This is a genomic window from Halorhabdus tiamatea SARL4B, from assembly GCF_000470655.1.
GTDB lineage: Archaea > Halobacteriota > Halobacteria > Halobacteriales > Haloarculaceae > Halorhabdus > Halorhabdus tiamatea.
In genome coordinates this window covers 265075-290352 of sequence record NC_021913.1, presented here as the reverse complement: position 1 = coordinate 290352, position 25278 = coordinate 265075, and the positions used below count along the sequence as shown (strand labels likewise).

Below are 25278 nucleotides of genomic sequence, written 5' to 3'. Positions count from 1 at the left end.
GAGTGAGTATGGTTTACCCCTCAGACCATCTGTTCTAGTTTAGTGGCGGTCAAAGCCGAACTCACCTCGTTCAACCTGCTCACGTAACCGATCTCTGTGTGGATTTGGATTTCGTGACGCCCACAGCAACAGCTCGTCCAAATCAGGCAGTTCGTAGCCCAGCTCGACCATGAGGTACAGCTGGATCAGATGAGCGTGGCGTTCGACGGCTAGCGAACAGCGACGGCGGGGGAGCCGCGACGCCGACGAGTCGGCGTCTGCGGCGGCTTCGGCCTCTCGCTGTCTTGCCTCAAGCGACCGTAACTCATCCACGATTACGCGACTCATCATCAACGAAATCGCCGCCATGATGATCAGCGCCTCGATGATGTAGGCGTCGGTCGTGTTGATCTCGTCGTACGTGTTTACTCCGGAGTCTCGACGGCCGGCACAGCGTGAGCCCGTGAGATCATCTCATTGCTGCTGACGACTCGACGAAGCTCTTCGTATGGATTGCGTCCCTGCTGGCGCCACGTCGCCAGCAGGGACAAGACCGTCTCGTGAACAAACATTCCTCGGTCATTACGGAGCGTTCCGATGATTTTCCGGAGAACCACTGGCTCACGAAGCGCGTTCTCCGCGGCATTGTTCGTCGGAGAGACCGCTGGCTCACCGACGAAGGTGAGCCAGTGGTCGAGACCTCCTTCGATCTTCCCGAGCAGTGTTGCCACTGGTCCGTCGGGTACTGACCGCTCAATCAGCGATTCAAGCTCTCTTCGCGCTACCCGCTGGAGGTTTGCTCGTTCACGGACGGTCAAGTCGCTCTCCAGCCGCACCTGGAGAGCGACGTACACCTGTCTGAGAGCGTGGTAGATCGGTTCACCTTCTGCCTGCTTTTCGGCGGCGTCTTCAGCCTCTCGAAGAATATGTGCCCAACACCGCTGGAGGTTGCTGCTGAAAGCTGGGTACGCCGTCCACCCGTCACAGACGACCGTTCCCGCGAAGTCCTCGCCGAGGACTTCCGCGGGAACATCACTCCCACGACTCTCTCTGACCGCGTACAACGTGTGCTGGGCGGTCCGAAACGTCCAGATCCACGCTTGTTCACCGTCGCGTTTGATGCCTGTCTCGTCGATGTGAACCACGTCAGCATCTTGGATCTCTTGACGGATCTGCTCGTATTCACAGCGACCGGCGCGCGCAGCGCGCTCGGTCGCGTGCCACGCGGATGCGCCCGAGAGTTCGAGTCCATGCAGTTGCTCGAAGCGGTCAGCGATCTTCCGGTAGGGAAGGCGGTGATCGTACCGTGACAGAGCTGATTGCGCGATGACGTTCACCCCGAACTGCCCCTCATCGGGGCAGTCGGGGTGAGTCGCAACGGTCTCTGTTCCACAGGAGTCGCACTGGTAGCGGTGGCGGTTGTACTGGGTGACTTCTGGTGGCTGTGGATCAGGGATCTCCTCGACGAGTCGGGGGCTGACGCCCACCGACTCGTCGAAGTGTTCGCCACACTCAGGACAACAGTCAGAGGTGACCTCGATTTCTTCATCAGGATCGGGCGGAGAGCGCCACTCTGGGTCGTGACCATCCTTTCGGCCAGGAGTGCCGCCATCAGTTCGGACATCGTCGTCTTCGTCGTCCTGCGAGGTCGGGGACCCGTCGGTCCCCGACCGTCGCTTACTGGGTGGAGTGTGGGATTCTCGTACTTCCGGAGGCGTGTTTCGAGTTCTTCGATCCGCTCCTCTTTCTGGTCAAGTTTCTCCTCCAGTTCGTCGATCCGTTCCTCCATCTGGAGAAACCGTGAGAGAAGTTCGTCCTTGGTGAACTCGTCCTCGTTCACCGCTCCCACCTCTGAACGATGACAGCAGGGCCAACGGGATGGTCTCCGCTACTCGGAGACCATCCCTGAGAAAGCATACTCAATCCCTGCTGATGGACCATGTTTCACTCGCGTGTCGCCATCTATGAGACGGTGGCGAAATCAGCCGAGGCTAAACACGTACATCTCGTCCAAGCCGAACCGCGACTTCAACTCCTTGAACAGCAGTTCGACCTCCCAGCGCGCCCGATAGAGCTGCGCGATATCGGGCGCGCTATAGTCGTCTTTGCCGAGATTCGTCAGATAGAGATGGTACTCTTCGGTCACCTCGTTGCGCAGGCCGACCAATCGGAACGTCCGGGTCGCGCTGGCGCCCGACCCTCGTTTGCGCTCGAACGAGAGTGTGATGCGGACATCGATCTCCTGTCGCTGCAGGTCGTCGAGGACGGCCTGCAGCGACTCTCCTTCCAGTGAGATAGTGTTCCCCCGCCACGTCCGCAGTTCTTCGACAATCTCGAAGTTCGCGTCGTCTTTGACGCGCGATACGAACCAGCCGTCGTTCTTGTCGATGCGGTCGAACAGCCAGAAGTCGTAGAAGCCCAAATCGAGGAGTATGAGGGCGTCAGCTACCCACTCTCCGGTGGGTAGCTGACTCCGTTCGTGAGTCGTCCCGTCGGTTGTGCGGAATCGTGTCGGGAGGCCAGTTGAGAGAGATTCGGTGAGGTGGAGCTTCAGTTCGGCTTGATCGTCGCCGGTTGCTGTGTAGACATCAGCGGCGTCCTGGTACAGCGAAACGATAGTTGCGTCGGCAATGAGGACGTCTCGAAATCGTTCGAGGCGTCCGTTCAAGTCGGCTCGTCCGGTATCGAGATTCTCGATGGCATCATCGAGAATCTCTCGAAGGAGTGCAACGAACCCCGGTTCGAACCAATCGTGGAACGCGGCGTAAGAGAGTTCGTCGCAGTCAGCCATCTCGACGTAGCGTTCGAGAAACGCTTGCAGAGAGCGGTCTGAACCAGCAGCGAAGCCAAACGAGAGCGTGTAAAACAGCGCAACGATGTCGAACTTCCGCTCACGTTCGACGAGATTCGTTGCGCGAGCGCGCTCGCGCAACTCATCAGATGGAAACGCTCTTTGAATTCGGTCAACAACTACCGAGTCCGGTGGAGAGTACACACTTCCCACCGGGTTCCTCAACCGGGTAGTTCCGACGATATCTAATCAGCAGACAGCGACTGGATTCTTCGCTAAACTAGAACGCATGCCCCTCAGACCAGAGGGTGTCGTAGAACACTTCACAGGTGTTGTTTGCGCAGGTTCGACGGCGAATCAGCCGTTACAGGGTTCATGCGAACCTAACACTTTTCATCAGACATCCATGTTCTCCAGTATGGCCCTCCAGACAGCACGCCAGATGTTTTCTGTTGACTCAGTTGATTTCACCGAAACGAGGATGTTCCTTCTTGGTTCTGTACAAGCGGTGTTGACTGCTATTCTATTTGGCTTGATTTTCTTCCTCGTGGCCGCAACTCGGATTGTTACTCTTGAGCCGGCTCCTGAGTCAGCCATTCTCTCGATACTACTCGGTGTTGTTCCAGCGGTAGTATTCGGGGCAGGTCTTCCGTATCTCGTTCAGCGCCGTGAGTATTTTAATCGGCTCAATAATTCAGTACCGGCCAGAGCAGTCATAACTTCAGTTACGCTTGGGACGTACGTTGGTCTCTTTTTCTACCATCCCGCAACAAGTCTAATCTATGCGGTTGTATATCTGCTGAGCCGAATTGTCATCCTTGTTGGAATCTATGGCGGCTCTCGAATCAAAGCGAGACTTGCATAGTCTGTACTGACCGATTCAGGGCTGTTGATTCCAGTCAAGAGTGGCTGAACCGACCGCACACATCACGTGCGTACTTCTCAAGACAGACTCCACTCACTCAGCCCAGATTACCTCTGGAGCCAGTATGAGGAGACCGAGAAAGACGATGAGGACACCGAGGCCAACTATTCGAAGTACGCCTGCTGAACGCTGTCGGGTCGGCGGAAGAGATTCGGCTACCCCGGTGAACGCGAACGCGATACCCAAAAAGAGCATATTGTGAGGGCCGTCGAGTACAATGCCGAAATACGCCCAGCCGAGGAGGCAAATGACGGAGAAGAGTGAGAAGAGGAGCCCCTTCCGCCGTCCATCTGGCTCACGAAACAGTATCCGGCGAACTGTGTTCACACGTACTAACAGACGTTTGACCAAGTAAATCGTTCGGCTACATCTATCAATTCACAACGTCGGTGTGCCAACCGTTCTATGACATCCTCCTCAGACCACGGTATTGGACGCGGAAGACGTCACTCTCACAACACTCATTTCCTAACCTTCGAGGAGCACGAAGCGTACCACTCCGGACAGATTGACTGTTCTCCGGGGCCTTTATGCAATCATCCCGAACAGAGATAGACGACCCGATGCAGCCCTCCAAGCCCTCCCTTCGGACGATCGCTATCTTCGGTCTCCTCGTCGTGGGTGTCGTCGGTAGCTTCGCGTTCCACGCGGCAGTCACCGACATGGATGTGACGTACACCGCGACTGCCGTCCAACCGGGCGAGGAGCCGAGCCGTGTCGCGTTCGCCTCTGGACAGATCGTAGACCTCGACGAGCGCCTCGAGGACAAATCGGCGTCGATCCGTCAGCCAGTCGAGCACGCCGCTGCGAACGGCTCGTTCGCGGGAACCGTCCCACCCGAACTCCACATCACGCTCGACGACCTCGAAACGAGATACGTCGTCTACGAGGGAGCGTACTACCGCTGGAATCTGACGGTGAGCGACGAGACGACATTCGTCAGTATCGAGATGGCACAAGTTACTGCCACGACAGTCTTGGACTCAGTCGCCACCGCCTACGACGCGGCACCACCGAAGGCGAAGTCTGCGATACAGTCGGGATCGGTGACCGACTGGAACGTTGAGCGAGGGATCTACCGGCAGGGCCAGACGTACTATGCCGTCGCGCCCCGGAGTGAGACGGCGATTGCTGGGAAAATCATCAGTGGTTTCCTCGGATACGCCCTCACGCCCGTCGGACGCGGGTACGTCGCCGTCGCACTCGGCCTGCTGGCCTACCGGTATCGGAATCCGCTCACCGACCGCCCCCTGACGGTCCAGCGGTCGCTTAGCGTCGCAGCCATGGCCGTGCCCGTTGCGTTCATCGGAACACTGGTGTTCGAGAGCGGGTCATGGTCGCGGTTCGTCACCGGCCCCATGAGTGCGCTCGTCGTCGCGTCCGGCGTGGTCGCGGGTGTCCTCGTTCATCAACGCCGCTGGCTCGCGCTCCTCGGATTCACCGGCTTCGTGGCGGCGTTGGTTGTCGGCGCGAGCGTCCTCGCCCTCGGCGTGATTGGGGGACTTCTGGGCGGCCTGGCAGTCTTCGTTGGGCTGCTCACCGGCGTGATTCCTCTCGGATATGGTATCGCGTTCGGAGCGCATCGTTCTCGGAAGACCAATGGCGACGCCTGAGCAGTGGTTACTCGGTGGTTGGCGGAGAGTTTTATCGAACCATTCAGAAGGCAGTTGCCTTCAGCGTAGAACAGACTGAACGCACTGGCAAGTGGATCTGCGAATGTAATGGCGGCTACTCGGATTCCGGAGAAGTTACCTTACTAACTCCGACGTAGAATCCCACTGCTAACACGACAGTTAGAATCAACCCTGTAACTATTGGAAAAAGACCTGTCGGGTCCGGGCTGAATATGAACGCGACGGAAAATCCGACGAACAACCCAAATAAGATAGATACTAGACCCCGAACAAGCCGGTGCATACCACCAATCTCATCGGATATTCAATAAGAGCATTGATCTGGATAATTCGCCTGCCTCCGTTACATCCCTATTCTGTAGTGAGTGGTTCTGGAGGGCTGAGATACGGATGTGCCAACCGTTCTATGACCCTCTAGGTTGTCGGCGTCCAAATCCCCCGCTGGACGGCCTGCCAGCCGTAGTTGAGTACGCCAATGAGGCCGATGACCACGAACACCGCCGGAATGAACGTGAGGTCGTCTGTGATGATTACGATCGTTCCCCAGACTGCAAACGCGGCTGCCTGCAGGAGATGATAGGCGATCGACTCTCCGAAGGGCTTCACACCGTGTAAGGCGACGGCGAAGGCCAAGAGGACAGTCGCGATAAGGGCAGCTGGAGCAGGCTGATAATAGTCCAGTCCAACAAGTGCGACGGCCACGATAGCGACGCCGATGCCGAGGCCGACCCCGAGCGGGGAGATGGATTCGATCTGGGAGGGCATACTGAGAACGTCCGCTTGTGGCTTCTAAAACCTATCCGAGGATTTCGAGCCAGCCAGGGACCAGTGCCTCTGTTGATATCACGGTCCCCAGACGTTATTTTGGTGCAATAGCCCTTAGGCAGGCCTCTGTCTTGCTCGTGGTCGAACTGGGACAGTACTATCAGGAATCCCGAATTTCGTGTTATGGCCTGTCTGTAAACGAGTTCAATCAGCTATGATTGGCCAGCCACCCGCCGACGAGACCGCCGAGAAAGCCGCCAAGCGCACCGGTGCCGATCATCATCACACCGGCGAGTGTCATAACCAAGGTCGCTACGATAGTCGACGACCACGATGTCGCAAAACTATGCCAAGTCCGAACCATCGCGGGAAATATCCAGATGTATCCCGGCAATCCGCCGAGGATTCCGGCACCGATAGCTGCCTTACTCGCATTGGCCGCGTCTCGTTTTGCGAGAAACCCAGCGATGAGCCCGCCGAAGAATACCATGTTGATGAAAAGTAGTGCCCCATTCCCGATAGCCAGTAGTCACCAATAACCAGTGGAATCGACATGAGGCCACCAAGTAGGGCGTATTTCCACGTGTGATTATTTCGGAGGACGTGGAGGGTGCCGATAGACATGATTATCTCCAGAGGATGCAACGCAAGTGAATACGTCGCATTGTTTGGTCCATCTGGCTATAGTTGGTGAGGTCGCGAGAGCACCGTCGATAGTCCGCCGCAGTCAGTGTCACGACTCGGGGAAGACACTTGCTGGGTTGCGGTCGGCAAACGGGCCGACACGGCGATCCTCGGTCGCGTACTCGTAGAGTGCGGTGCGCGCGACCATACCGAGGACCTGTGCCGTGATGATCGCCGCGACGACGCAGAGCAGGCCAAGACCCCCGACGACCCATGCAACGATCCCGTGCAGGCCGAGGTAGGCACCCCCCAAGAGGACGATACCGACGAGCGCAACCGGGAGGACGACCAGCGAAACGCCCAGCGAGGCGCTGACGCTTTCGCCCCACGTCTCCTTGAATGCGCTCCCACTCTCACGGAGAATGGTGCGCAGGTCTGCCGTGTCCTCAACGACGATGACGGGGACCACGAAGAAGGTCAGGAGGCCCCACGCGAGGTCGAAGACGAGGCGCGCAGCACTCCCAAGGAAGCCGAACTTGTCGTCGAGGATGTAGAGGATGGTTCCGAGGGTGGCGGACGTGAGCGCCCAAATCGCGACTCCACGGCGCGAGCGCCACGCCGCGCGGAGCCCGTCGTGGACGGTCGGTGTTCCGCCGTCGAAATATTGGAATGCGCAGTGGGCAACGGCGACGTTGAAGAACGCGCCGAGACTCGAGGTGAGCGCGAGGCCGACGAATATCGCAGCGTACGTGATGAGGTCATTCGTGAAAATCGATGCGACCAGACCGTAGTGGAGGGCGACACCGGCCGCGATTGCGAAGCCACTCCCGACGAGCAGGAGGCTGCACAGCGGGAGGACTGCGAGACGGGGGTTCGCCCGGAAGACGTCGAGGCTTCCGTCGACGACGTCAAGCCCCCGACTGAACTTTCCGGACATACAGAAGTTTCGTTACTGAGTCGTCATAAGTCTTCATCTACCGCTTGCTGTGGGTTTCAGACACTGGTGGTTACCGATAGATCGACAGCTCGGTTCGGTACACAACCAGATAGGCAGTCACATAGGCAGCACCCCAAACGATCGCTTGTGGCATACGGTTACTCCCGGAGATGGTCACGTCCAGTGCGAGGACACTCACCATCCCGATGATACCCCATCCGATCGCCGACGCGATCAGGACGAACGCAAAATCACCTAACCGACCGAGCGACCAGTCACCGGCAACGACAGGATACGCACCGCCGAACGCCAACACACCAACAACCAGATTAACCGTCGCAGCCGATCCCGGTGATCCGAGAACGGCGTTTCCGAGCGAGACCAAGGGGTAGAACGCAAGTACGAACCCGAACACTGCCAGCAGGAAATCGACAGTCGCTGTCACCCACGACCGTACTCCTCGCTCGGCAGTTGCCATATCTGTGTTTCGTAGTGACGCTATGAGACGTTTGTGGTCCCTCCGCAATGGATTGCAGTCGGGTGGGCACGCCGTTAGGTGAGTTTGTGGAGGAGATCGACGAACGGCGCGTCCCGACAGCTTCACTCGAGTGGCGACGAGCAATCTTTTTGTTGTCGTGAAGCGAATTGCTTCGTATGACTGCTGACACCCCTGAGACTACCGCTCAATACGAGGCGGCCTATCGAGGGGGCCGCGATGCTGTCCTGTCCATCGTTTCTGGTGCGATGTGGGCCGTTCTCGGAGCGTTCGGGGTCGGATTGCTCTGGCTGACTGCCATCGCACTCACCAACGACACCGCAACACCGCCTACATACGCCGCCGCTCTCTTCGGGGCCACACTAACCGTTCTTGCCGGAGACGAACTCTACCACCGCCTACACGGTGGCACTCCGATTTTCTAGTGAATAGCGTGCCCCGTTGGAGTCAACGTTCTAACGAAAAGACGAGGGTGTCATAGAACTCTTTCCAAGGGATTTGTTACTCTCCTAGAGTTAGTGGAAAACACGTTAGGTAGGTATGCGTACTGAAAGAGGTAAGTTAAACAATCGGCCACGTTCTATCTGTAGCAATGAATCGTCGGAGGTTCCTCGCTGGGGCGTGTGGCGGACTCATCGCCACAAGCGGGTGTCTCGGGCTTGGCAGGAGTACACCATTCGTGACAGACCGAGGCGTAGATGCTCTCGACCGTGGGTGTGGCGACAAACAGAACGAAATATCGCCCCGGTACGATGAATCCGCCGACCAGCTCCATCTCGAAGGCGTGTTATCGGGGACAACAGCGTGTGGACCGCTCGATATTACGTACGCTTACAATCAAGAATCCGACCGAGTCATCGTCGAGGTCATTCTACTGAATGACAACGAGTGTGAGTCGTGTACACGCTATTACGAATATGACGCAACAGTCTCGTTCCGGAAGACGCCCGATATTGTGGCGGTGGCCCATTCAGCACCGGAGGACGTGATGGAGATGCGGGCGTTAGTAATCGAAGAAGAGACGACCACAGCCCCTGCCTGAGTATATTCGTAACCATTCGGCATCCTGTCTTGGCGGGCTTAACCGCCCATTCGCCGCCCCCCATTTGCAGACTGTCAGTTAACCGTTTCTGCTGTAGGAAGTGTACACTCTGTACTTACCGTTCAAAACAGGTGTGTCAACCATTCTATGACACCTCAGAAAGACGGTTACGCAGCTGCGTCCGGCTTTGTTACGGTTCGGGCCGCGTACCCGAGCAAGAAGCCAAGGACACCAAGCGGAACACCAAACACGAGTCCCCACCCGACGCCGAGGAGAAGCGTGTCACCAACCGTCGGCGTGCTCGTCTGGCCAGCGCCGACAATTCTGATAAACAAGGCACTCACAGGAGCGATACAGACCAAGAGGCTCAGAACAAAACTCCGGTTCTGATACGTCTGCCACGCCGCCAGCAAAACGAGAACCGTTCCCCCACCAACGATGATCGCTTGGCCCGGCAGGAGGGAATACACCGACTGGTAGTAGCCGGCCACGTAGATGGCGAGGACGAGCGTGAAGAGGCCGAGCGCAATCGCGCTCCATCGTTTGGTCAGCCCGAGATCATCACCGAGGAGGATCGCTCTGACCGGTCTCTTCGTCTCTGACATACGTTCTCATTCAAACGGAGTTCGCATCAATCTTCTGGAAGCATTAGCCGTGGATCTCAGCCTCAGCCCCACCAATTACCAGAGGTTAGTAGCACAATCGTTCTATCAATAGTGAGCTTGAACCTTCGCTGGTTGAATTGGCAGGCAATCCTACGTACTATTCGGCAATTGGAGTCAGGACGCGTTTTTGAGTTCTCCAAGTGCGTATATGATGGCGACAGCTCCGAATAGTATACCAATCGAACCCAGGAGTTGATTTCGAGGAACGACAGTCGTCTGTGACACGACGAGCAGAGACATCAATATCACGTGGAGGGCAAGCAAGCGATCAGTACGGTCTGACATACATCAGTTCCTCATTAACTCCATATGAGCGTTTGGTAGTTCAATCGTCTGTACCGGCAGGTTCACTTGCCGCTCTGAAAAGGACACCGGGGTTGGAACTATTGCTCGTTTGCAAGACACGCTTATGATACAGAGGTGATGACATATGGTATGGATCGCAGCTGGCTCCGGCAGAGTGTCCTCCCCTTCTTACTGCTTGCGTATCCGCTCACGTTCCTGTTCTTCCAGGGCGGCCAGTTCTGTCAGCCGTTGTGCTTCGAGCCGACAGCAGTGGGCGTGACCACGTTGTTGAGTGGCCTCCTCGTGTTGATGTTGGTCGCAGGTGCCCTCGGAACGCGCTTCAGATTCAATGAGCGAGGAGACACTCACCGGATCGTCCGCTGGCTTGGATCTCCCTCACTCCTTGCTGGCGGCATACTCGTGGGGGTGTTCGTCGGGTTTGTTGGCTTCTTAGCGCTCGATACGCTTTCGCTCTACGAAGCGGTCTGGAAACCAATCGTTCTGCCCTTCAGTTTCCTGCTATTTCTCCCGGTGTGGGTGCTCTATATGGCGTCGTTCCCACTCGCCGTCCTGTTCTCAGTAGCTGGCATCGAATCGTCCCCCCTCGTGACGGTAGTATTTCGAGGCGTCGTGGTGTTCATCGGATTCCCGCTCTCCGCCGGGGTTCAGACACTGTTCGTCTCAGTAGTGGTCGAGAGACTCCAGTCTGAAGCTATCGATTAGCACGTCTGAACAAGAATGGGAGACTCGTGAGGTCTTGGGGCGCTCGGGTTCATCGCCGTCCTCGATACCTGAATCGAGTGCGGAGATTCGCTAGGTGGGGGATGGGAGTATGATTTATTCCTAGTCCCAGTGGAGGAGATAGAGAAGATAGGTGCTAGCGCCGGTGATGAGTAACCCGATAGCAGCAAAGGCGATGGCAGTAAAACCGGTTGTAGCTGGAAGGACTGCTATTTGGACGGCTTGGAGGCCAACAAGAACCGTGAACACAGCCAGTATCGTCCAGAAAATGGCCGAAAGGATGGACCATCCGCCCCTAAATACCCCATCTCTTACGGCATACCGTATTTCGGATTCAGTGAGGTCGTCTGACTCTCCCATATTGGCTCTTACGTTCACTATCCATTATCTCTTGCGCTCGTACTGAGCGATAAATTCTTCACCAGGTTCGTTCCGCCAGAACAAGTCTTGGAGAGAGAAAATCGACAGAGCCAAACCGGTGGACTTGAGCAGTTCGTGTCACGCGTATGGCCCTCGTAGGTGGTCTATCTGTGACGACGTTTTTCGGCGGTGCGATGCTCCTCATCGGCGGAATCGTACTCCTTGCGAGTGGACGGTACATCTGGCGAGCGACCGCCGTCCTCCGCGCGACAGACCGTGAGACACTCGATGACGTCTCTCCTAATGCACTCGTTCGAGTTGCCGGCACCGTCACAGCGAGCGATGACGATGTCCTTGTCGCTCCGTTCAGTGGCGTCGACTGCGTCGCATTACGCTACCAAATCGAGGAACGACGACTCTCCTTCCTCTACCTGTTCCCGTGGTACGTGACGGTTTACGAGGCGACAGCAGCCGTTCCGTTTACCGTTCGAACGGAGACTGATTCCGTGTCCGTTGATGAGCCCGTGCAGACAGTCGCACTCGAGTCTCACGTTGTGGAGACGACGCGTGCCACTGCCGAACCGACCGAACGAATTGCCACCTTCGAACGCGACCACGAGGCGATCCCGGCGTCGACGCGGTGGCAGCACCCACCCGGATTTCTCGCACCGCTTGCACGTACGCTCTCACTGGGGACGCGGCGATACAGTGAACAGCGCGCTGCAGTCGGCGCGGACATCACGGTGGTCGGCCGCGTCACGCCTGACAGATCAGGACTCGATCCGATCGTCGTCTCCGATGGCTCACCGATAGCGACGGTCGGACGAATGGCGAAAACGTCGATCGCGGGCGTCCTTATCGGGGTCGTGGGACTACTGCTTGGATACTTCCTCTTGTTCCTCACGTAGCCGGGTCGGTCAACACGCACCGCCTCCGCCGCCGGCCGCAGCTCCAGCTCCGGCACAGCTGGCGGCACTCGCGCTCGCACCGGCCGCGGCCGCCGCCCCACCGACGACGATCGCGGCGTCGTCGGTCTGGCTGTAGTCGCGGCACTCGCCCCAGGCGACGGGTGCGATTTCGTCGTCGATATCGTCGGCCGCGAGGACGGCGTCACGAAGCTGCGACAGCGAGAACTCAGGGTCCGTCGCGTACTGGTCGACGAGCGCGTCGGTGAGGAGGACGCGGCGGCACGTCTCGGCCTCGAAGAGTTCGTCGCCGTCGAAGGTGAACTGGATGTCGTAGTGCCGGATGAACACGTCGTCGAAGGGCACCTGGAGGGCACTCGCGGCTTCGCCGACGAGTTCCCAGACGAGGTCTTTGTCGGGTGTCTCGACATCCTCGCCGAGTGAGAAGCGCGCGATGGGAACGACGACCGGTTCACCGTCCGGGCCTTCGTTGACGACCGCGACGCCAGTGACGCTACAGTCCTCGACGGCGTACCCCTGTTGTTCAACGGCCGTTCGGAGCGTCTCATCAGCATTCTGTTGTCGTGATTCGAGGTCGACCTGTTCGTCCGGCGTGTCGCTGACGAGAAGGCGTTCGAGCAGGGAGGGCATCGTATCTCGGGATTTGCGTGGTGGGGTCTTTGGTGTTCGGGTGGGGGATGTCATAGTACTGTTCGCCTGGGTGTTGATTTCATAACTGTCAGAGTGGATCATCCGATCAGCAGGTGTGCGTATCTATCGGTTTCCGACAGAAATGGCACCTAATCACGGAGTTGGGAAGGAAGCTGAGACGTTACGACCTCGAAGCCAGTATTCTACCACGGCCAGCAATACGTAGCCGAGGAGGTACATCGGTGCCCACACGAATACGAAAAGAAATCCGGGCGAATCACCTTGTCCACTCCCAATCGGTGGGATATACACCAGGATATGCCAGAAAACGAGGATAGCAACCAATAGCGCCCCCGGACTGCGAGTGAGTGTGCGAACTGATTCGTCGAATACCAATGAAACTTTGACGAACCTGTTCGACTGCGTTTGCTAAGGATGTTTGAGAGACTGGACGCGACAGACGACGATCTCGTTGCGGTACGTGTCGGGAGTGGTACTGCGGACGGGTACGAGGAGTTCTACTCTCTACTCATCGAGCGAACGAAGCAACACGGGTCAATCCGAGTGTATGAAGAAGTCCCTGACTGGACAGCAACGACGTATCTCACCCATCTCCACGGGATTGTTCCAGACCTTCGATACGGACCCGAGTTCGACATCCGTTCCTATGCGTGCGTTGGAGACTCGCTCTGGGCAAAATTACTCTATCACCAATGGCGAGCCATTCGGCCAATCTGGCCAGTTGCTCCCGACCACATGCGATACTTCCACCAAGACAACCGCGACGACGCCTTGCGATGGATCCGTACCGCCTCAGACCGCCCGTAGCACTACGGTTACTATCTTTGCTGTGAGCCTGTCATAGAACTCTTCACATACTACAGTCAGTTTGATTACTATTATAATGTATTACTGATTTAGAGATGCGTGCACTAGGTGCACGGCGTTTACAAATAGTCAGAGAGTGTCTTTTCGTTTCCGAATTATGATTTCTCGAACCCGTTCAACGTGATTTGTCTCGGATTGAACGAATGCTGTGAGAATGGCTTCGACGATCTCGGAGCGGCTGACTCCGAGATCGTCACATTCAGCGACCAGTTCATCCACTTCTCGCATGGTTTCCTCGTCAACAGCGACTCCGAACTTCTTTTTCGCCATAGCTACGACAAGCTAAAAACAGCGTGCACTAAGTGTACGGCGCTTTCAATTCGTTAGAGATGACTCAGCAAACCATGAGAACTATTCTATGACAGGCTCTGGTAAAGCTACATTGTTTAGCTATACTGTATAGCTATACCGTCTGACTGAGCTTTATGGCTGAGTAGCTCAACTGGGTAACTATGCTGGCCTACACAGTGTATTCAGAAGCTGGCGGCGTGGGGAAGACGACGCTCGCCGCGAATCTCGCGAAGGCGGACGTCCGTGCTGGCAGAGACGTCCTCGTGATCGACCTCGACACGCAGGAGGCATCGTTATCGTATTTGCTCGACGTCGACGACGATCGGAACGACGAACAGGCAGACAGTCTCCTCCGGCACATGGTCGAACGTCCCCGCGGCGAGTTTACAGATCTTATCAAGTCTAGCGAGGGGATCGACATCATCCCGGCTCATAACATCCTCGAGTATGCATGCCTTGTTGAACGCAAGAAGGCGTCGGGGTGGGGTTGCTGATCTACAATTTCACGGCGCTAGAGACGGCTTTTCGACCTCAGAAGATGCAGTCGCTGTCACTCACGGCGGTTGCTGAAGGGTCACAATTATGGTACCTTGCTCCGTTGTTCCGATGACGACGGCGATGCCTCTCCCGGATACGTCCGGAGAAGGAGAGCAGGCGGCGAGCCCTTAACTCGCCGCCTGCGTTAGGTTATGGATGATGCACTTCCGAGTCAGCTCCCGGAACTGGCCGTGCCAGCTCCGGGAGCGCAGCTTCTCGCCGTCGTCTTCCTTCAACTGCGAGAAGCCGGTTTCACTCATCCAGCGCTGGTTGTAGTCCTCGTTCATTCGGGCGTTGTGGGCCTTCTGCAACGGTGTCTGTTCCCTGTGCTTGATCAGTGGTCGCGTTGACTCGGAACGACACTCCTCACGAAGTTCTCCCCACGAGTAGTTCGCGTCAGCGGACAACACACGCAGGTCTTCCGCGTTCCGGCGGAAGACCTGCATCCCGATGTGGCCGTCCCAAGCCTTCTGCGTCGTGTAGTGAACGTCCTTGATAGCTAGCGAGTTCACGTCGATCAAGATCGTCGTCTTCATCGACTGGAATGAGTAATTCGCGCGGTCGCGGTAGTGGTAGCTAGTTTGATCACGCTGGAAGCCACTCGCATCAATCGCGGCTTCACCACTCCAGCCCGCCTGCTCCGCGCTTCGGCGGAGCAGGCGGCGGAGTTCACGCATCCGGTACTCCTGTTCCCACCGGCAGAACGAGCTGTAGTTCGGTGCCTCGTCGAGGTCGAATACGGCGAGAATACCGGGCATCTCGTTGAGGTAGTCTTCAGTCTCACGGAGACTCTTCTCCAGTTCGACACGGTACAGAATCAACGCGATCTGCACCCACTCGGCGTACCCGTCCGCGCCGTCCGGCGCGGCGGGTACGTCCGGATTGTCAGCGTGCTGTTTGGCAAGATCACGACACATTCGAGCGAGCCGTCTGAGCGATGCCATATCGCCAGACGGCGTCCATTCCCCGGTTAACTTGACGGAATCTTCCTGTGAGAACGTCTGAGACTCCCGTCAATCGGCGGTAAAACAAGGCAAGTATGCATCAAAACATCTCCGGCGCCGTGAAGAAGAGGCCGCGGACTTCGGGGAGTCCTGGAATCCGAACAAACAACTGCTTCGCGTCCTCCGAGACGCCGGCGTCCACGAGCAGTACGATACGCTGATCATCGACCCACCTGCAAGCGCGGACGTCAAACTCCACAACGCGATCCACGCCACCCGTCATCTGGTAATCCCATTCGAGCCGAGCGGGAAAGGATACGAATCTGTTCAGGGACTCGATCAACTTGTCGGTGGCCTCGAAGGCGAACTCGGCATCGAGGTTGGTGTCCTGGCGGTAGTCCCGAATCGATACAAGGGCATGAACGATCAAGATCGCTTCCTCGAAGAATTACAGAGCGACGGTTGGGATATGCCAATTCGACTTCGGGAGCGGTCTTCAATGCTCGAAGGCTGTTGGGCCGAACAATGCACCGCATATCGATATATCGATGAGTACCGTGACCGCGACCGCGAACACGAACTCGATACGCTTGAGAAACTCGACGAACTCGCTAACCACATTCGGCAGACAAAGGTGGTGGAAGCATGAAACAGGGTTCGACCGACGATCCCTTCGCTGACGATGCGGAGTCCGATGACGATGAAGTAGAAGCGGATTTCCAAGAACGCTCTTGTGAAGCACATTGTTGATTTTCAGAGGGCGGCGTCGAGAGCATGTTTGAGTGCTTCGTCACCAGGTTTTCTGTAGAGTTCGCGGCGGAGCTGAAAGGCTCTCAGATACGGTGTTAGCTTGTCTTTTGACACTCCTCGATGGGGCGAGAGCCACCGTCGCGTCAGCGACGCGTGGCTCTCGCAGGTGTTGACGTGGATGTCGCCGTCAGCGTATTCGCCGTCGCCGTGGACGACGTATTTGCGGGTGAATGCGCTGTCTTCTTCGAGCGGTTCGTACGCCCGAAATCCATCCGTATAGACGGTCAGCGACTCCTGTGTGCGGTTGCCGAGCAGGAGTCGCACGGTCGATTCCTCGGCGGATTTCGCTGGCACGACGTAGCGCTCGTCCGAGCCACGATCGACCAGCGTGAACACCGGCGGTTTGTCGCCGTCGTACGATCCTCGTCCACGCGTGGATAGGCCACGCGAGCGCGACGCCTGGTCGCGCTCGCGGCCTTTGAGGCCGGCCGAGACGTACACTTCGTCGATTTCGACCGGCCCGGACAGCGTGATCGAAGGCGCGTCGAGCGCCTTGGCGAAGCGCTCGACGCGCCGTCTCACCGTTCGGTACGACAGATCGAGTTCCGCCTCGATTTGCCGAATACTCGTGTTAAACCGTAAGAACACGTAGATCGTGAAGTACCACTCTTTCAGTGAAAGCTTCGAGTGGGCGAAAATTGTGCCGGTCTTGTCGTTGAACGTCCGACCGCAATTCTTACACAGATACCGTTGATACGCCCGATAGCTGCCGTTTCTGACCGTCAGGTCAGAACGGCAGCGGGGGCACTCGACGCCATCACGCCAGCGAACCTGTTGGAGCAGGTCCGCTGCAGCCGATTCCGACACGAATCGGTTTATCGGGAACATATCGGGCACCGCTAGCGCGGTGCCCTTGCCCTCTTCGACTTTCAGCCGCAGCTCTCGCTATCAACAATCTACTTCGCAAGAGCGTTCTCACTATTTTGTTCGACTAAACGAGGGTTATATCCATGTTCTTCGAATAGCTTAGCCGTTTGAATTCCGACCTTAGTTGCTCCAGCAATAATAATATCGTCTGTCTGACTCCGTAATGACCTCGAAATCACAGAGGCGAAATTTTCCACAGCCTGGGTACTTCCGATAACTACTATGTGGTCATCCGATTGAATGACTGTCTCCCCACTTGGGATTAGCAGTTCCTCGTCGCGGAAGATCGCTGCAAACGTTAATGGATTATCACTATCTATCTCGTGCACGGCTCGTTCGATAATAGGACTATCTTGTCCAATTTCAAATGCAGCCATTCGTACAAGGCCGTTAGCAAAGGTATCCACCTCTCGAGCCGATGGAAGCCCAGAGATGCGGAAAATTGCTTCAGACGTCAGTAGGTTTGTGCATATCATATGATCAACACCGAAAGCATCTGAATGCCCATCCCACGTTTCATACAGAGTGCGATGTCTGACCCGAGCGATAGTGAAAGCATCAGAAACCAGCTTTGCGGTGGCGCAGATAACAGTATTCACCTCGTCATCATCGGTACACGCAATAACCAGGTCTGCCTGTTCGATTCTGGCCTGCTGTAGTGTTTTGATCTCACGTCCGTCTCCGTGTACAGCAAGCACATCGTGTGCATACGTAAGTTCCTCTACGATACGCTGATCACGTTCAATGATGACTACTTTGTGAAGGTCCGAAAGAGTAGCAGCAATCGCTCTCCCGACCTCACCAGCACCAATTACCGTAATCCGCATCGAATCCTTAGTTGAACTATCGTCAGCTATAGATCCGAACAAAGTTTCAGTATTCATCACTAATTTCTGAGACGATTTTGGGTTATGACCAATCTCTAACGAAGTGTCCTGAACCTACCGGTATTAGTATCTAGAAATCATCGGGTATTATGAGTTCTGTTCCTTAATTCGTCGCCGCCTCGAGGACGAGTGTGTCGTCTTCGAGGTAGTGCTCGACGTGATGGGTGTGTTCCTCGATTGTTTCCAGCTGCTCACGAAGCATCTGTGCAGTCGCGTGGTCACCGAGTCCTTCCGCGAGTTCGATGTGCTCCCGGTAGCTCTCGATGATGTCACCCATTATCTCCAGATCGTTCGAGAGCGACGTCCGGATGTCATAGACATCCTCATCCTCGGCTACGACGGTCGCGTTCTCTGCGAGTGTTGTCATACTGGCGTGCGGGACGCCGCCGAGCGCCTGGAACCGCTCTGCGAGTTCGTCGGCCGCGTTCTCGACGTTCTCGTACACTTCCTAGAGGAACACGTGAATATCTCGGAATTCCGCGCCTTCGACGTTCCAGTGGTGTTTGTGGAGCTGGTGATAGAGGACGTACGCGTCCGCGAGGTCGGTGTTCAGTGCGTCGATTATCTGTTCTGCTTTCTCCTTTTTGAGCCGGAGTGCGTTCTCTTCGATAGTGCCTGCGCTCTGTTGGGTCTTCCTCTGAGTGCTCATCTCGTCTTCTCCTACGTGCACCCCTCACTCATAGGTTATCAATTCGAAAATAATTTTTTGTGCTTGCGAAATTAGATTTCCAGGAATGGGATACCATGTCAATAGGCGCTTCGTGATGCGACATCTTGACTTCGCTCCAATACGTCTTTCACCGCCAAACATCGATCTCATATCAGGTCGGACATTTTAATGACACAGACGATATTTGCTGGATTGTTATCTTGTCTGTTCTTATCCAGCAGTAGCAACTGTCTACGGTGATTAGTCTGGATAGTTCTGTCCCATCAATCTTGACCCTTTCTGTAGTTGCTCTCCTGTCGCTGTCGAACGATTCTTGAGCTGGTCTTCCTCGAAAACGGGTGCTCTACTGATTGGTCTTCAGCAGTTACACTGATCACTCAATGGTGACAGCGCCAAAGCTAGGATATATAATAGTCCACTATACCCGAACCTTTATATTTAGACATTCGAAAGATTAGGTATGGGTGATCAGACAGCCAAAACAACTGTTCGCTCGCTTTCCATAGTAGATACCATACAGCGATTGGATGGTGCGACGTTAGATGAATTAACAACCGAACTGGCAATGGCGAGAAGTACGGTACATGTGCACCTTCGCACGCTTATCGATCATGGCTATCTGACGAAGGAGGGTGAAATGTACCACGTTGGTTTGCGGTTTCTCAACCACGGCGAATACGCGCGGTCACGGAAACAGGCATACGTTCTTGCTGAAGAGACTGTATCCAATCTTTCTGAGCAGATTGATGAAGAGGTAGAATTTGTGGTTGAAAACGACGGTCGGGGTATTCTTGTTCACGAATCATTCCATCCGGATAGCCAGTTTGACTCAAAGGATTCTCACACGTCCAAATCGATTACAGCTGCTGGTATCTACTATTATCTTCACAGTGTCGCAACTGGAAAAGCGATACTTGCTGAATACTCGAGGGATCGTGTTGAGGAGATAGTAGACCAGTGGGGGTTACAAGAACAGACTGAGAAAACAATTACCGATCAAGACTCGCTCTTTGAATCTCTGGATGCGATCAAGGAACGGGGAGTTGCGTTTGCTGACGAAGAATATGTTAATGGGTTACGAGAAGTCGGTCGGATCGTAAAAAACCCGGATGGGAGTATTCTTGGTGCGATTGCAGTTATTGGTCCGACATACCGATTCCAGAATGAACGATTCAACAATGAAATTCCAAATATTCTGGATGAATACGTCACGTCACTTGAAGACAAAATCGAAGAAGCCTATCGAAAGGAGCATTTTTAGATCACGGTGATCTCCCGTATTTAGAGCATTACATAATAGGGGAAGATCGCCCATAAATCGCCAGTACGACGGCAGTAGCGTAATTGTCAACATCAGGGTCAGCCTCAGCGACGACTTCATCCCCATCACTAAGAAATTCCCAGTCTCGATGGTCCTTCCCAGCAGTCAAACCAGTCTTGATGCGCTCACGGACAGTATTCTCTGTATCGCCTGTTGACTCGTAGAAAATACCTCGTCCGGATTTACTGCGTGCCCATCCGATCCCAGCAGCAGCTGTCTCACCGGATTTGACCGTTTTCCGACTTTGAACAACAGTCAGACGGTCGCCGACTGTTCCCAAATCGGGAGCAGTTCCGATAACCTCAAGAGCAGCATCGCTCGGAATGACTGAAGAGACACTAACTAAATTGTAATTATGAACGTTCGCAGCTGCTAGCGCTGCATCATACGATGCCTTCTCGGTTGAAGCATTTCCGATTCCCCAGACGATTCTAATTTGACCCATATAGGTTCAAATCAGACACCGAAATAAGGAGTTTCGATTCACTTGGAGCTTGCTTAGCCGCCAGAGCCAACACCTCACGCCGACAGGCTAACATCATCAGACTCAGAACAGAAAAGAACCCTTTCGCTGTTCTCGGTACACAAACCCAGTCAAGAAGGTGACTATAGCTACGGCCCCAAATCATTATATCGCCAACGGTGGTTAGTTCAGGTAGCAGAATTCTCAAAGGTGGAGACTGTGACCGCTACGGACACGACTCAGTTTGAGTCTGTGTCTGCACGTCACGTGATCGAAACAGGAAGCCTGCCCTCGTGAGAGCAGGATTCCCCGCGCCACCGTGCGCGGGGTAACATAATCTCATCAGTGACCTTCGAAGTCACGGCCCGAACCGAAACCAACTACACAGGACGGGTGGTATACTCTAATCTATGCTGGCTTTGCCAGCCGTGAGTATGATTTCGGCAGTCCTAGTACAACTGAGTGAGATCGGCATCGCGAGTGGCTATGGACTGGTGGTGTTTTTTCTGATTGGCCTCCTCGGCGGTGCACACTGTATTGGAATGTGCGGCCCGCTCGTTGCAACCTACGCCGAGCGTATGGAAACCGACGACCGCTGGTCTGGCGCACTCACTCTCTATGAAGTGCGGCAGCACGCGCTGTTCAACCTCGGCCGGACGATGAGCTACGCCCTCATCGGGGCTGTCTTCGGGGCTGCTGGCGCGCTACTCTACGGGACGATCGGGCTCGCCGGGATTCTCGGGCCAGTCCAGGGTGTCGTCGGCATCTGCATCGGCGTGGCAATCCTCGGGATGGGGATCACCCGATTGGCCGGCTACCAACAAGGAGCCGTCGAAGGTGTGATTGCCGATACTGGTATCGGATCAGTATTCGCGCGAACCTACACAGTGATCTCGACACGGATCGACCGCTGGGTCAACGGCATCGGCATCGTCGGGCTTGGCGCGCTTCATGGATTGTTGCCGTGTATGCTTCTCTATCCCGCATTCCTGTATGCGTTCGCACAGGGCTCGCCTGTATATGGTCTCCTCTCGCTCGCCGCGCTTGGGCTCGGGACGATTCCTAGCGTGTTCCTCTACGGAACGGTGATCCAGTCAGTAAGCGCCCGCCAGCGACAGGTGGTCCACTATGGACTCGGTGTGTTGTTCATTGGGCTCGGATACGTCCTATTAGCGATGGGGCTCATGCGGTTTGGCGTCGTGCTCCCGTTGCCCGATATCCCGTACTATCAACCAATCTCCGGCTCGGAGGCGGTTGCGTAACATGTCCACCTGTACACTCTGTGACCTCCCTGTCGAAGACCCAATCATCGACGTGGCCATCGACGGCGAGTTCTGCTGTCGGGGCTGTCTAGAGGTCGCACGCCTGGTTGACAACGGTGAGGACGTCGACCTCTCCATTACGGCCGTCCGTGACCGTGTCGCGGCCGAGGATTCCCAACCCGATGTCCCCGAGGGCGCCGAAACGGCCTACCTCTCGATCGACGGTATGCACTGTCAGACCTGCGAAGGATTCATCGAACTCCTTGCCGAGGAAGAGGACGGTGTTCACGAGGCGCGTGCGAGCTACGCCACTGAAATGGCGCAGGTGGTGTACGATCCTGCCCAGATCGACCGTAACGCGATCTCCGCTGCACTCAGTCGACTGGGCTATCAGGCCCACGGTCCCGACGAGGAAAACGACTCGCTGCGTTCGCGCGTCGAGTTCGGCAAATACCGTGCAGTGCTCGCGGCGGTACTGATGATGCCCGTGTTGATTCTCTACGTCCTGTTCATCTATCCGGTATACCTCGGCATCTATCCCGAGAGCTTTCTCTACGGGAGTACCGTTGATGCGATGGTGTTCGGGCCGCTCGCGGTCTGGAGCACACTCATCGTTATCGGGTTGGGATATCCGATCTTCCGTGGGGCCTATGTGAGCCTGAAAGTCGGTCGCCCGAACATGGACGTGTTGATCGCCATCGCGGTGCTCGCAGCGTACCTCTACTCGCTGGCCACCTACCTCACGGGCGGGCGCGACCCGTACTTCGACGTCGCAGTGATGGTGCTCGCGATCGTCACTATCGGCAACCATCTTGAGTCACGGGTCAAACGCGCTGCACTCGGCAATCGCGCTGACCTCACTGATTCACGCGTCGATGACGCCCGCCGGCTCGACGACGACAGCGAGGCCACCGAAACCATCGACATTGAAGCGTGTGAGCCTGGCGATCACCTGTTAGTCAAACCTGGCGAACGGGTCCCAGTCGACGGCCAGATCGTCGACGGGACTGCCGCGATCGACGAGGCACTCGTCACAGGTGAATCTCTCCCGCAACGGAAATCCGTCGGGGACACTGTACTCGGCGGGTCGATCCCCACAGACAATGCGGTTGTCGTCGAAGTTGGTCCAGAAAACACCAGCACGATGGATCGCCTCGTCGAACTCCTCTGGAACGTCAAGAGTTCTGCGACGGGTGTCCAGCATATTGTCAACCGCTTTGCGGTACTGTTCGTTCCGTTCGTACTCGGGCTTGCCGTGCTAACTGCCACTGGCTGGTTCGTCCTCGGCAACGACCCGAATACAGCTATAATGGTCGGTGTCTCTGTGTTAGTGGTCTCGTGTCCGTGCTCGCTCGGGATCGCGACCCCGCTTGCTCTCGCGGCGGCCACCCGCGATGCCACCGATAATCGCATACTCGTTCTCAACGAGACAGTGCTCGAGCGGATCGACGACTCCGCGGTCGTCGTGTTCGACAAGACTGGGACGCTCACCACGGGGGAGATGGAGCTTGTGGACGTCGCTGGCGACGATCCTGACGAAGTGCTTGCGATGGCGGCCGCCGTCGAACGCCGGTCAAGCCACCCCATCGCCGCTGCGATCGACGATGCCGCCCCGCCGACCACACGCTCTGTGTCGCGTTTCGAGAGCGCCGACCGTACCGTGTCAGCCCTCGTCGACGATACCCGCGTGGTTATCGGCCATCCAGACTCCTTTGACGCCGACGAGTGGACGATACCTGCAGAGATCGAGACAGCCGTCACGGACGCCTACGAATCGGGCAATCATCCGACAGCGATTGCCTGGGAGGGTGTCGTCCAGGGGATCGTCTCGGTCCGAGATACGCCGCGTGAGAACTGGGAACGCGTGGTTACCGATCTCACGGATGCGGACCGGGAAATCGTCGTGCTGACCGGCGACGACGAACGGATGACCGAAACATTTGCAAACCATCCAGCGATCGATCACGTATTTGCAGGCGTGCGCCCCGAGTCCAAGGAAGCGATCGTCCAGGGTCTCCGGGAGCGCGGGACGACGACAATGATCGGCGATGGAACGAACGACGCGCCCGCCCTCGCGAGCGCAGACCTCGGGATCGCGGTCTCGAGCGGCACCGATCTGGCGATCGAGGCGGCCGACGCGGTAGTACTGGACGACCGTCTCGACGCCGTTCCCGAGGTCTTCAAGCTGGCGAGTGAAACACGAGGCCGAATCAAACAGAACCTGCTCTGGGCGGCTGGCTACAACGCGATCGCGCTTCCACTGGCAATGACTGGCGTGATCACGCCGTTGATCGCCGCCGTTATGATGGCGGTCAGTAGTCTCATCGTCGTCTTCAACTCGAAGCGCCGCCTGCTCTCGGCGAACGGAGATCAGGTGGCTGCAACCGACTCTAGCGAAGGCAACGATCAACTTGGATCTCCCGCACACTCGGACTGAACGGTCGACCGCCAAGCATCAACTGTAACCACCCTACTACGCTTTCTAGCTACAGTCTGCTACAGCGCCAGTTTAATCAGCAGATCGCACTCACTCGCTGAAAGCACCCGCTACAAGCAGTGGGAAGACGAGCGTTGCTTCTGCTTCAACCTGCGTGTAATTCGTCCGCTCATCGTCTTTGATCTTTCCCCACGATACTGCCTCGTTCGGGGGCGCTCCAGAGAGTGAGCCATCCCCTTCCATACCAGTCGAGATGTAGACGACGTAATCCGCCCCGCCACGGAACAGATTTGTCATAATCGCGTGGTGTTTCGGGACGCCCCCTCCAACTGCGATCAGACCTGTCGTGTCAGCAAGCATCCCGTCCTCGATCAGCGAGTCATAATCGTCGAGGATTTCGATGCCGACCTCCGAGTCGTATCCCTGTCTGTAATAGTAGAGAAAGTTCCCAACTTCGGCGTCCGTCAGCGCCGGACAGTACACGGGAACGTCGTTGTCCGCGGCTTGCTTCAGGACCGAATCGGGATCGTCGAGTGTCTCCCCTAACTCGCGGGCAAACGCCGTCGGCGTCCGGACCTTTTCGTCGGCGAAGAACTCCTCGAAGAAGTCGTACAGGTACTCCTCCAACCAGACGTATCGGTCGGAAGGAACAAAGAGATTCCCAAGACGGTTGATTCCCTGTTCCCGGAGCGCGGCCTCGTCCGCATCCCACTCTCCCATTTTGAACGGCTTCGCCGTTTTGATAACATCTTCCGCCAGCGATCCCGCTGTCGTGATAAGCACGTCGACATACCCTTCACGAACGAGGTAGGCGACGACTTCACGCAATCCCGACGAAATGATATTCGACGTGCATGTGAGATAGATCGTGGCATCGGCGTCTTGCATTTGCTCGGCGATGCCGATGGCCTCTGCGAGTTGCGTCGCCTGAAATCCCGTCGTTGCATACGCTTCCAGCATCTCCTGAAAATCGAATTCGCCACGGAAGTCGTAGCCCTGCACGTCTGGCGTGGTCAACTCTTCATTACTTCCCGGAACAACGTGGTCGTGAGACTCCTCGTCCATACCGGCAATTAGCAGGATGCCGGTTTGAATCGTTCG

The 25278-nt window shown here is 56.3% G+C and carries 26 protein-coding genes and 5 pseudogenes; 11 read left to right on the top strand and 20 right to left on the bottom strand.

All coding sequences use genetic code 11. The features are described 5' to 3' along the window. Positions 1-39: 39 nt before the first annotated feature. The 3 pseudogenes from HTIA_RS15245 to HTIA_RS15235 all read right to left on the bottom strand — a co-directional run. Positions 40-396, bottom strand: a pseudogene (locus tag HTIA_RS15245) (IS4 family transposase); the annotation flags it as partial. An 8-nt stretch (positions 397-404) separates the two neighbouring features. Continuing rightward, positions 405-1768 (bottom strand): annotated as a pseudogene (gene tnpC / locus HTIA_RS15240) (IS66 family transposase). 213 nt (positions 1769-1981) lie between these two features. Beyond that, a pseudogene (locus HTIA_RS15235) lies at positions 1982-2983 on the bottom strand (IS4 family transposase); the annotation flags it as partial. Positions 2984-3188: 205 nt separating this feature from the next. On the opposite strand from HTIA_RS15235, the gene HTIA_RS15230 reads away from it, so the two are divergent. Continuing rightward, positions 3189-3635: a hypothetical protein gene (locus tag HTIA_RS15230; protein ID WP_044951387.1), complete on the top strand. Its 447-nt coding sequence runs from the start codon at positions 3189-3191 to the stop codon at positions 3633-3635. Between the two features lie 93 nt (positions 3636-3728). On the opposite strand, the gene HTIA_RS15225 is transcribed toward HTIA_RS15230, so the two are convergent. Beyond that, positions 3729-4022 (bottom strand): hypothetical protein, encoded by a 294-nt coding sequence (locus HTIA_RS15225; protein ID WP_008523594.1) that lies wholly within the window; start codon positions 4020-4022, stop codon positions 3729-3731. Positions 4023-4258: 236 nt separating this feature from the next. On the opposite strand from HTIA_RS15225, the gene HTIA_RS15220 reads away from it, so the two are divergent. Further along, positions 4259-5308: a hypothetical protein gene (locus HTIA_RS15220; protein ID WP_008523595.1), complete on the top strand. Its 1050-nt coding sequence runs from the start codon at positions 4259-4261 to the stop codon at positions 5306-5308. A gap of 435 nt (positions 5309-5743) precedes the next feature. On the opposite strand, the gene HTIA_RS15215 is transcribed toward HTIA_RS15220, so the two are convergent. From HTIA_RS15215 to HTIA_RS15200, 4 genes are all read right to left on the bottom strand, one after another. Further along, positions 5744-6094, bottom strand: a complete 351-nt coding sequence (locus HTIA_RS15215) for a hypothetical protein (RefSeq protein WP_008523596.1) — start codon at positions 6092-6094, stop codon at positions 5744-5746. Positions 6095-6302: 208 nt separating this feature from the next. Then, on the bottom strand, positions 6303-6614 hold the full coding sequence (locus tag HTIA_RS15210; protein WP_275040311.1) for a DUF5518 domain-containing protein: 312 nt from the start codon (positions 6612-6614) through the stop codon (positions 6303-6305). Positions 6615-6827: 213 nt separating this feature from the next. Next, positions 6828-7655 (bottom strand): DUF6159 family protein, encoded by an 828-nt coding sequence (locus HTIA_RS15205; protein WP_008523598.1) that lies wholly within the window; start codon positions 7653-7655, stop codon positions 6828-6830. Positions 7656-7725: 70 nt separating this feature from the next. Then, positions 7726-8133 (bottom strand): hypothetical protein, encoded by a 408-nt coding sequence (locus HTIA_RS15200; RefSeq protein ID WP_020931549.1) that lies wholly within the window; start codon positions 8131-8133, stop codon positions 7726-7728. A gap of 176 nt (positions 8134-8309) precedes the next feature. On the opposite strand from HTIA_RS15200, the gene HTIA_RS15195 reads away from it, so the two are divergent. Beyond that, the gene (locus HTIA_RS15195; RefSeq protein ID WP_008523601.1) at positions 8310-8576 is read left to right on the top strand and encodes a hypothetical protein; all 267 of its coding nucleotides are present in this window, start codon (positions 8310-8312) and stop codon (positions 8574-8576) included. 254 nt (positions 8577-8830) lie between these two features. After that, positions 8831-9193, top strand: coding sequence for a hypothetical protein (locus tag HTIA_RS15190; protein ID WP_008523603.1), 363 nt, complete (start codon positions 8831-8833; stop codon positions 9191-9193). A 167-nt stretch (positions 9194-9360) separates the two neighbouring features. Here HTIA_RS15190 and HTIA_RS15185 read toward each other — a convergent pair whose 3' ends face one another. Beyond that, complete coding sequence (locus HTIA_RS15185; RefSeq protein ID WP_008523605.1) at positions 9361-9798, bottom strand: hypothetical protein; 438 nt, start codon at positions 9796-9798, stop codon at positions 9361-9363. 495 nt (positions 9799-10293) lie between these two features. On the opposite strand from HTIA_RS15185, the gene HTIA_RS15180 reads away from it, so the two are divergent. Then, positions 10294-10866: a hypothetical protein gene (locus HTIA_RS15180; protein WP_008523606.1), complete on the top strand. Its 573-nt coding sequence runs from the start codon at positions 10294-10296 to the stop codon at positions 10864-10866. Positions 10867-10986: 120 nt separating this feature from the next. On the opposite strand, the gene HTIA_RS15175 is transcribed toward HTIA_RS15180, so the two are convergent. Further along, positions 10987-11244 carry a hypothetical protein gene (locus tag HTIA_RS15175; RefSeq protein ID WP_008523607.1) on the bottom strand — a complete coding sequence of 86 codons (258 nt, stop codon included), beginning with the start codon at positions 11242-11244 and terminating at the stop codon, positions 10987-10989. A 170-nt stretch (positions 11245-11414) separates the two neighbouring features. On the opposite strand from HTIA_RS15175, the gene HTIA_RS15170 reads away from it, so the two are divergent. After that, a complete protein-coding gene (locus tag HTIA_RS15170; RefSeq protein WP_148291004.1) occupies positions 11415-12152 on the top strand; it encodes a hypothetical protein in 738 nt (245 codons plus the stop codon). Positions 12153-12161: 9 nt separating this feature from the next. Here HTIA_RS15170 and HTIA_RS15165 read toward each other — a convergent pair whose 3' ends face one another. Then, positions 12162-12800 (bottom strand): hypothetical protein, encoded by a 639-nt coding sequence (locus HTIA_RS15165; protein ID WP_008523609.1) that lies wholly within the window; start codon positions 12798-12800, stop codon positions 12162-12164. Positions 12801-13235: 435 nt separating this feature from the next. On the opposite strand from HTIA_RS15165, the gene HTIA_RS15160 reads away from it, so the two are divergent. Continuing rightward, entirely contained in the window at positions 13236-13628 is a 393-nt protein-coding gene (locus HTIA_RS15160; protein WP_008523610.1) for a SpoIIAA family protein, read from the top strand. Positions 13629-13757: 129 nt separating this feature from the next. Here the strand turns inward: HTIA_RS15160 and HTIA_RS15155 are convergent, their stop codons facing one another. Next, complete coding sequence (locus tag HTIA_RS15155) at positions 13758-13958, bottom strand: ribbon-helix-helix protein, CopG family (protein ID WP_008523611.1); 201 nt, start codon at positions 13956-13958, stop codon at positions 13758-13760. A gap of 182 nt (positions 13959-14140) precedes the next feature. Here HTIA_RS15155 and HTIA_RS15150 point away from each other — a divergent pair. After that, positions 14141-14425, top strand: a pseudogene (locus HTIA_RS15150) (ParA family protein); the annotation flags it as partial. Positions 14426-14644: 219 nt separating this feature from the next. On the opposite strand, the gene HTIA_RS15145 reads toward HTIA_RS15150, so the two are convergent. The 6 genes and pseudogenes from HTIA_RS15145 to dpsA form a co-directional block, all read right to left on the bottom strand. Beyond that, positions 14645-15460, bottom strand: coding sequence for an IS5 family transposase (locus tag HTIA_RS15145; protein WP_079980354.1), 816 nt, complete (start codon positions 15458-15460; stop codon positions 14645-14647). Positions 15461-15560: 100 nt separating this feature from the next. Continuing rightward, on the bottom strand, positions 15561-15890 hold the full coding sequence (locus tag HTIA_RS16930) for a hypothetical protein (RefSeq protein ID WP_008528037.1): 330 nt from the start codon (positions 15888-15890) through the stop codon (positions 15561-15563). Between the two features lie 66 nt (positions 15891-15956). Then, positions 15957-16079 carry a hypothetical protein gene (locus tag HTIA_RS17325; protein ID WP_277910628.1) on the bottom strand — a complete coding sequence of 41 codons (123 nt, stop codon included), beginning with the start codon at positions 16077-16079 and terminating at the stop codon, positions 15957-15959. Between the two features lie 134 nt (positions 16080-16213). Further along, positions 16214-17098, bottom strand: coding sequence for an IS1595-like element ISHti15 family transposase (locus HTIA_RS15135; RefSeq protein WP_044951444.1), 885 nt, complete (start codon positions 17096-17098; stop codon positions 16214-16216). A gap of 68 nt (positions 17099-17166) precedes the next feature. Further along, the gene (trkA, locus tag HTIA_RS15130) at positions 17167-18021 is read right to left on the bottom strand and encodes a Trk system potassium transporter TrkA (RefSeq protein ID WP_242401929.1); all 855 of its coding nucleotides are present in this window, start codon (positions 18019-18021) and stop codon (positions 17167-17169) included. Positions 18022-18127: 106 nt separating this feature from the next. Further along, positions 18128-18673, bottom strand: a pseudogene (dpsA, locus tag HTIA_RS15125) (DNA starvation/stationary phase protection protein DpsA). A 481-nt stretch (positions 18674-19154) separates the two neighbouring features. On the opposite strand from dpsA, the gene HTIA_RS15120 reads away from it, so the two are divergent. After that, positions 19155-19955 carry an IclR family transcriptional regulator gene (locus HTIA_RS15120; RefSeq protein WP_044951385.1) on the top strand — a complete coding sequence of 267 codons (801 nt, stop codon included), beginning with the start codon at positions 19155-19157 and terminating at the stop codon, positions 19953-19955. Between the two features lie 28 nt (positions 19956-19983). Here HTIA_RS15120 and HTIA_RS16140 read toward each other — a convergent pair whose 3' ends face one another. After that, complete coding sequence (locus HTIA_RS16140; RefSeq protein ID WP_079980353.1) at positions 19984-20460, bottom strand: pyruvoyl-dependent arginine decarboxylase; 477 nt, start codon at positions 20458-20460, stop codon at positions 19984-19986. Positions 20461-20888: 428 nt separating this feature from the next. On the opposite strand from HTIA_RS16140, the gene HTIA_RS15115 reads away from it, so the two are divergent. Together HTIA_RS15115 and HTIA_RS15110 are read left to right on the top strand one after the other, a co-directional pair. Beyond that, the gene (locus HTIA_RS15115; protein WP_079980352.1) at positions 20889-21740 is read left to right on the top strand and encodes a sulfite exporter TauE/SafE family protein; all 852 of its coding nucleotides are present in this window, start codon (positions 20889-20891) and stop codon (positions 21738-21740) included. A gap of 1 nt (position 21741) precedes the next feature. Next, a complete protein-coding gene (locus HTIA_RS15110; protein ID WP_020931539.1) occupies positions 21742-24177 on the top strand; it encodes a heavy metal translocating P-type ATPase in 2436 nt (811 codons plus the stop codon). A gap of 90 nt (positions 24178-24267) precedes the next feature. Here HTIA_RS15110 and HTIA_RS15105 read toward each other — a convergent pair whose 3' ends face one another. Beyond that, positions 24268-25242: a deoxyhypusine synthase gene (locus HTIA_RS15105; protein WP_020931538.1), complete on the bottom strand. Its 975-nt coding sequence runs from the start codon at positions 25240-25242 to the stop codon at positions 24268-24270. Between the last annotated feature and the right edge of the window lie 36 nt (positions 25243-25278).

Coding starts and splice junctions, on each gene's coding strand:
- HTIA_RS15230 (WP_044951387.1), top strand. CDS start 3,189: ATGGCCCTCCAGACAGCACGCCAGATGTTTTCTGTTGACTCAGTTGAT.
- HTIA_RS15220 (WP_008523595.1), top strand. CDS start 4,259: ATGCAGCCCTCCAAGCCCTCCCTTCGGACGATCGCTATCTTCGGTCTC.
- HTIA_RS15215 (WP_008523596.1), bottom strand. CDS start 6,094: ATGCCCTCCCAGATCGAATCCATCTCCCCGCTCGGGGTCGGCCTCGGC.
- HTIA_RS15205 (WP_008523598.1), bottom strand. CDS start 7,655: ATGTCCGGAAAGTTCAGTCGGGGGCTTGACGTCGTCGACGGAAGCCTC.
- HTIA_RS15200 (WP_020931549.1), bottom strand. CDS start 8,133: ATGGCAACTGCCGAGCGAGGAGTACGGTCGTGGGTGACAGCGACTGTC.
- HTIA_RS15195 (WP_008523601.1), top strand. CDS start 8,310: ATGACTGCTGACACCCCTGAGACTACCGCTCAATACGAGGCGGCCTAT.
- HTIA_RS15185 (WP_008523605.1), bottom strand. CDS start 9,798: ATGTCAGAGACGAAGAGACCGGTCAGAGCGATCCTCCTCGGTGATGAT.
- HTIA_RS15180 (WP_008523606.1), top strand. CDS start 10,294: ATGGATCGCAGCTGGCTCCGGCAGAGTGTCCTCCCCTTCTTACTGCTT.
- HTIA_RS15175 (WP_008523607.1), bottom strand. CDS start 11,244: ATGGGAGAGTCAGACGACCTCACTGAATCCGAAATACGGTATGCCGTA.
- HTIA_RS15165 (WP_008523609.1), bottom strand. CDS start 12,800: ATGCCCTCCCTGCTCGAACGCCTTCTCGTCAGCGACACGCCGGACGAA.
- HTIA_RS15160 (WP_008523610.1), top strand. CDS start 13,236: ATGTTTGAGAGACTGGACGCGACAGACGACGATCTCGTTGCGGTACGT.
- HTIA_RS15155 (WP_008523611.1), bottom strand. CDS start 13,958: ATGGCGAAAAAGAAGTTCGGAGTCGCTGTTGACGAGGAAACCATGCGA.
- HTIA_RS15145 (WP_079980354.1), bottom strand. CDS start 15,460: ATGGCATCGCTCAGACGGCTCGCTCGAATGTGTCGTGATCTTGCCAAA.
- HTIA_RS15135 (WP_044951444.1), bottom strand. CDS start 17,098: ATGTTCCCGATAAACCGATTCGTGTCGGAATCGGCTGCAGCGGACCTG.
- trkA (WP_242401929.1), bottom strand. CDS start 18,021: ATGAATACTGAAACTTTGTTCGGATCTATAGCTGACGATAGTTCAACT.
- HTIA_RS15120 (WP_044951385.1), top strand. CDS start 19,155: ATGGGTGATCAGACAGCCAAAACAACTGTTCGCTCGCTTTCCATAGTA.
- HTIA_RS16140 (WP_079980353.1), bottom strand. CDS start 20,460: ATGGGTCAAATTAGAATCGTCTGGGGAATCGGAAATGCTTCAACCGAG.
- HTIA_RS15115 (WP_079980352.1), top strand. CDS start 20,889: ATGCTGGCTTTGCCAGCCGTGAGTATGATTTCGGCAGTCCTAGTACAA.
- HTIA_RS15110 (WP_020931539.1), top strand. CDS start 21,742: ATGTCCACCTGTACACTCTGTGACCTCCCTGTCGAAGACCCAATCATC.
- HTIA_RS15105 (WP_020931538.1), bottom strand. CDS start 25,242: ATGGACGAGGAGTCTCACGACCACGTTGTTCCGGGAAGTAATGAAGAG.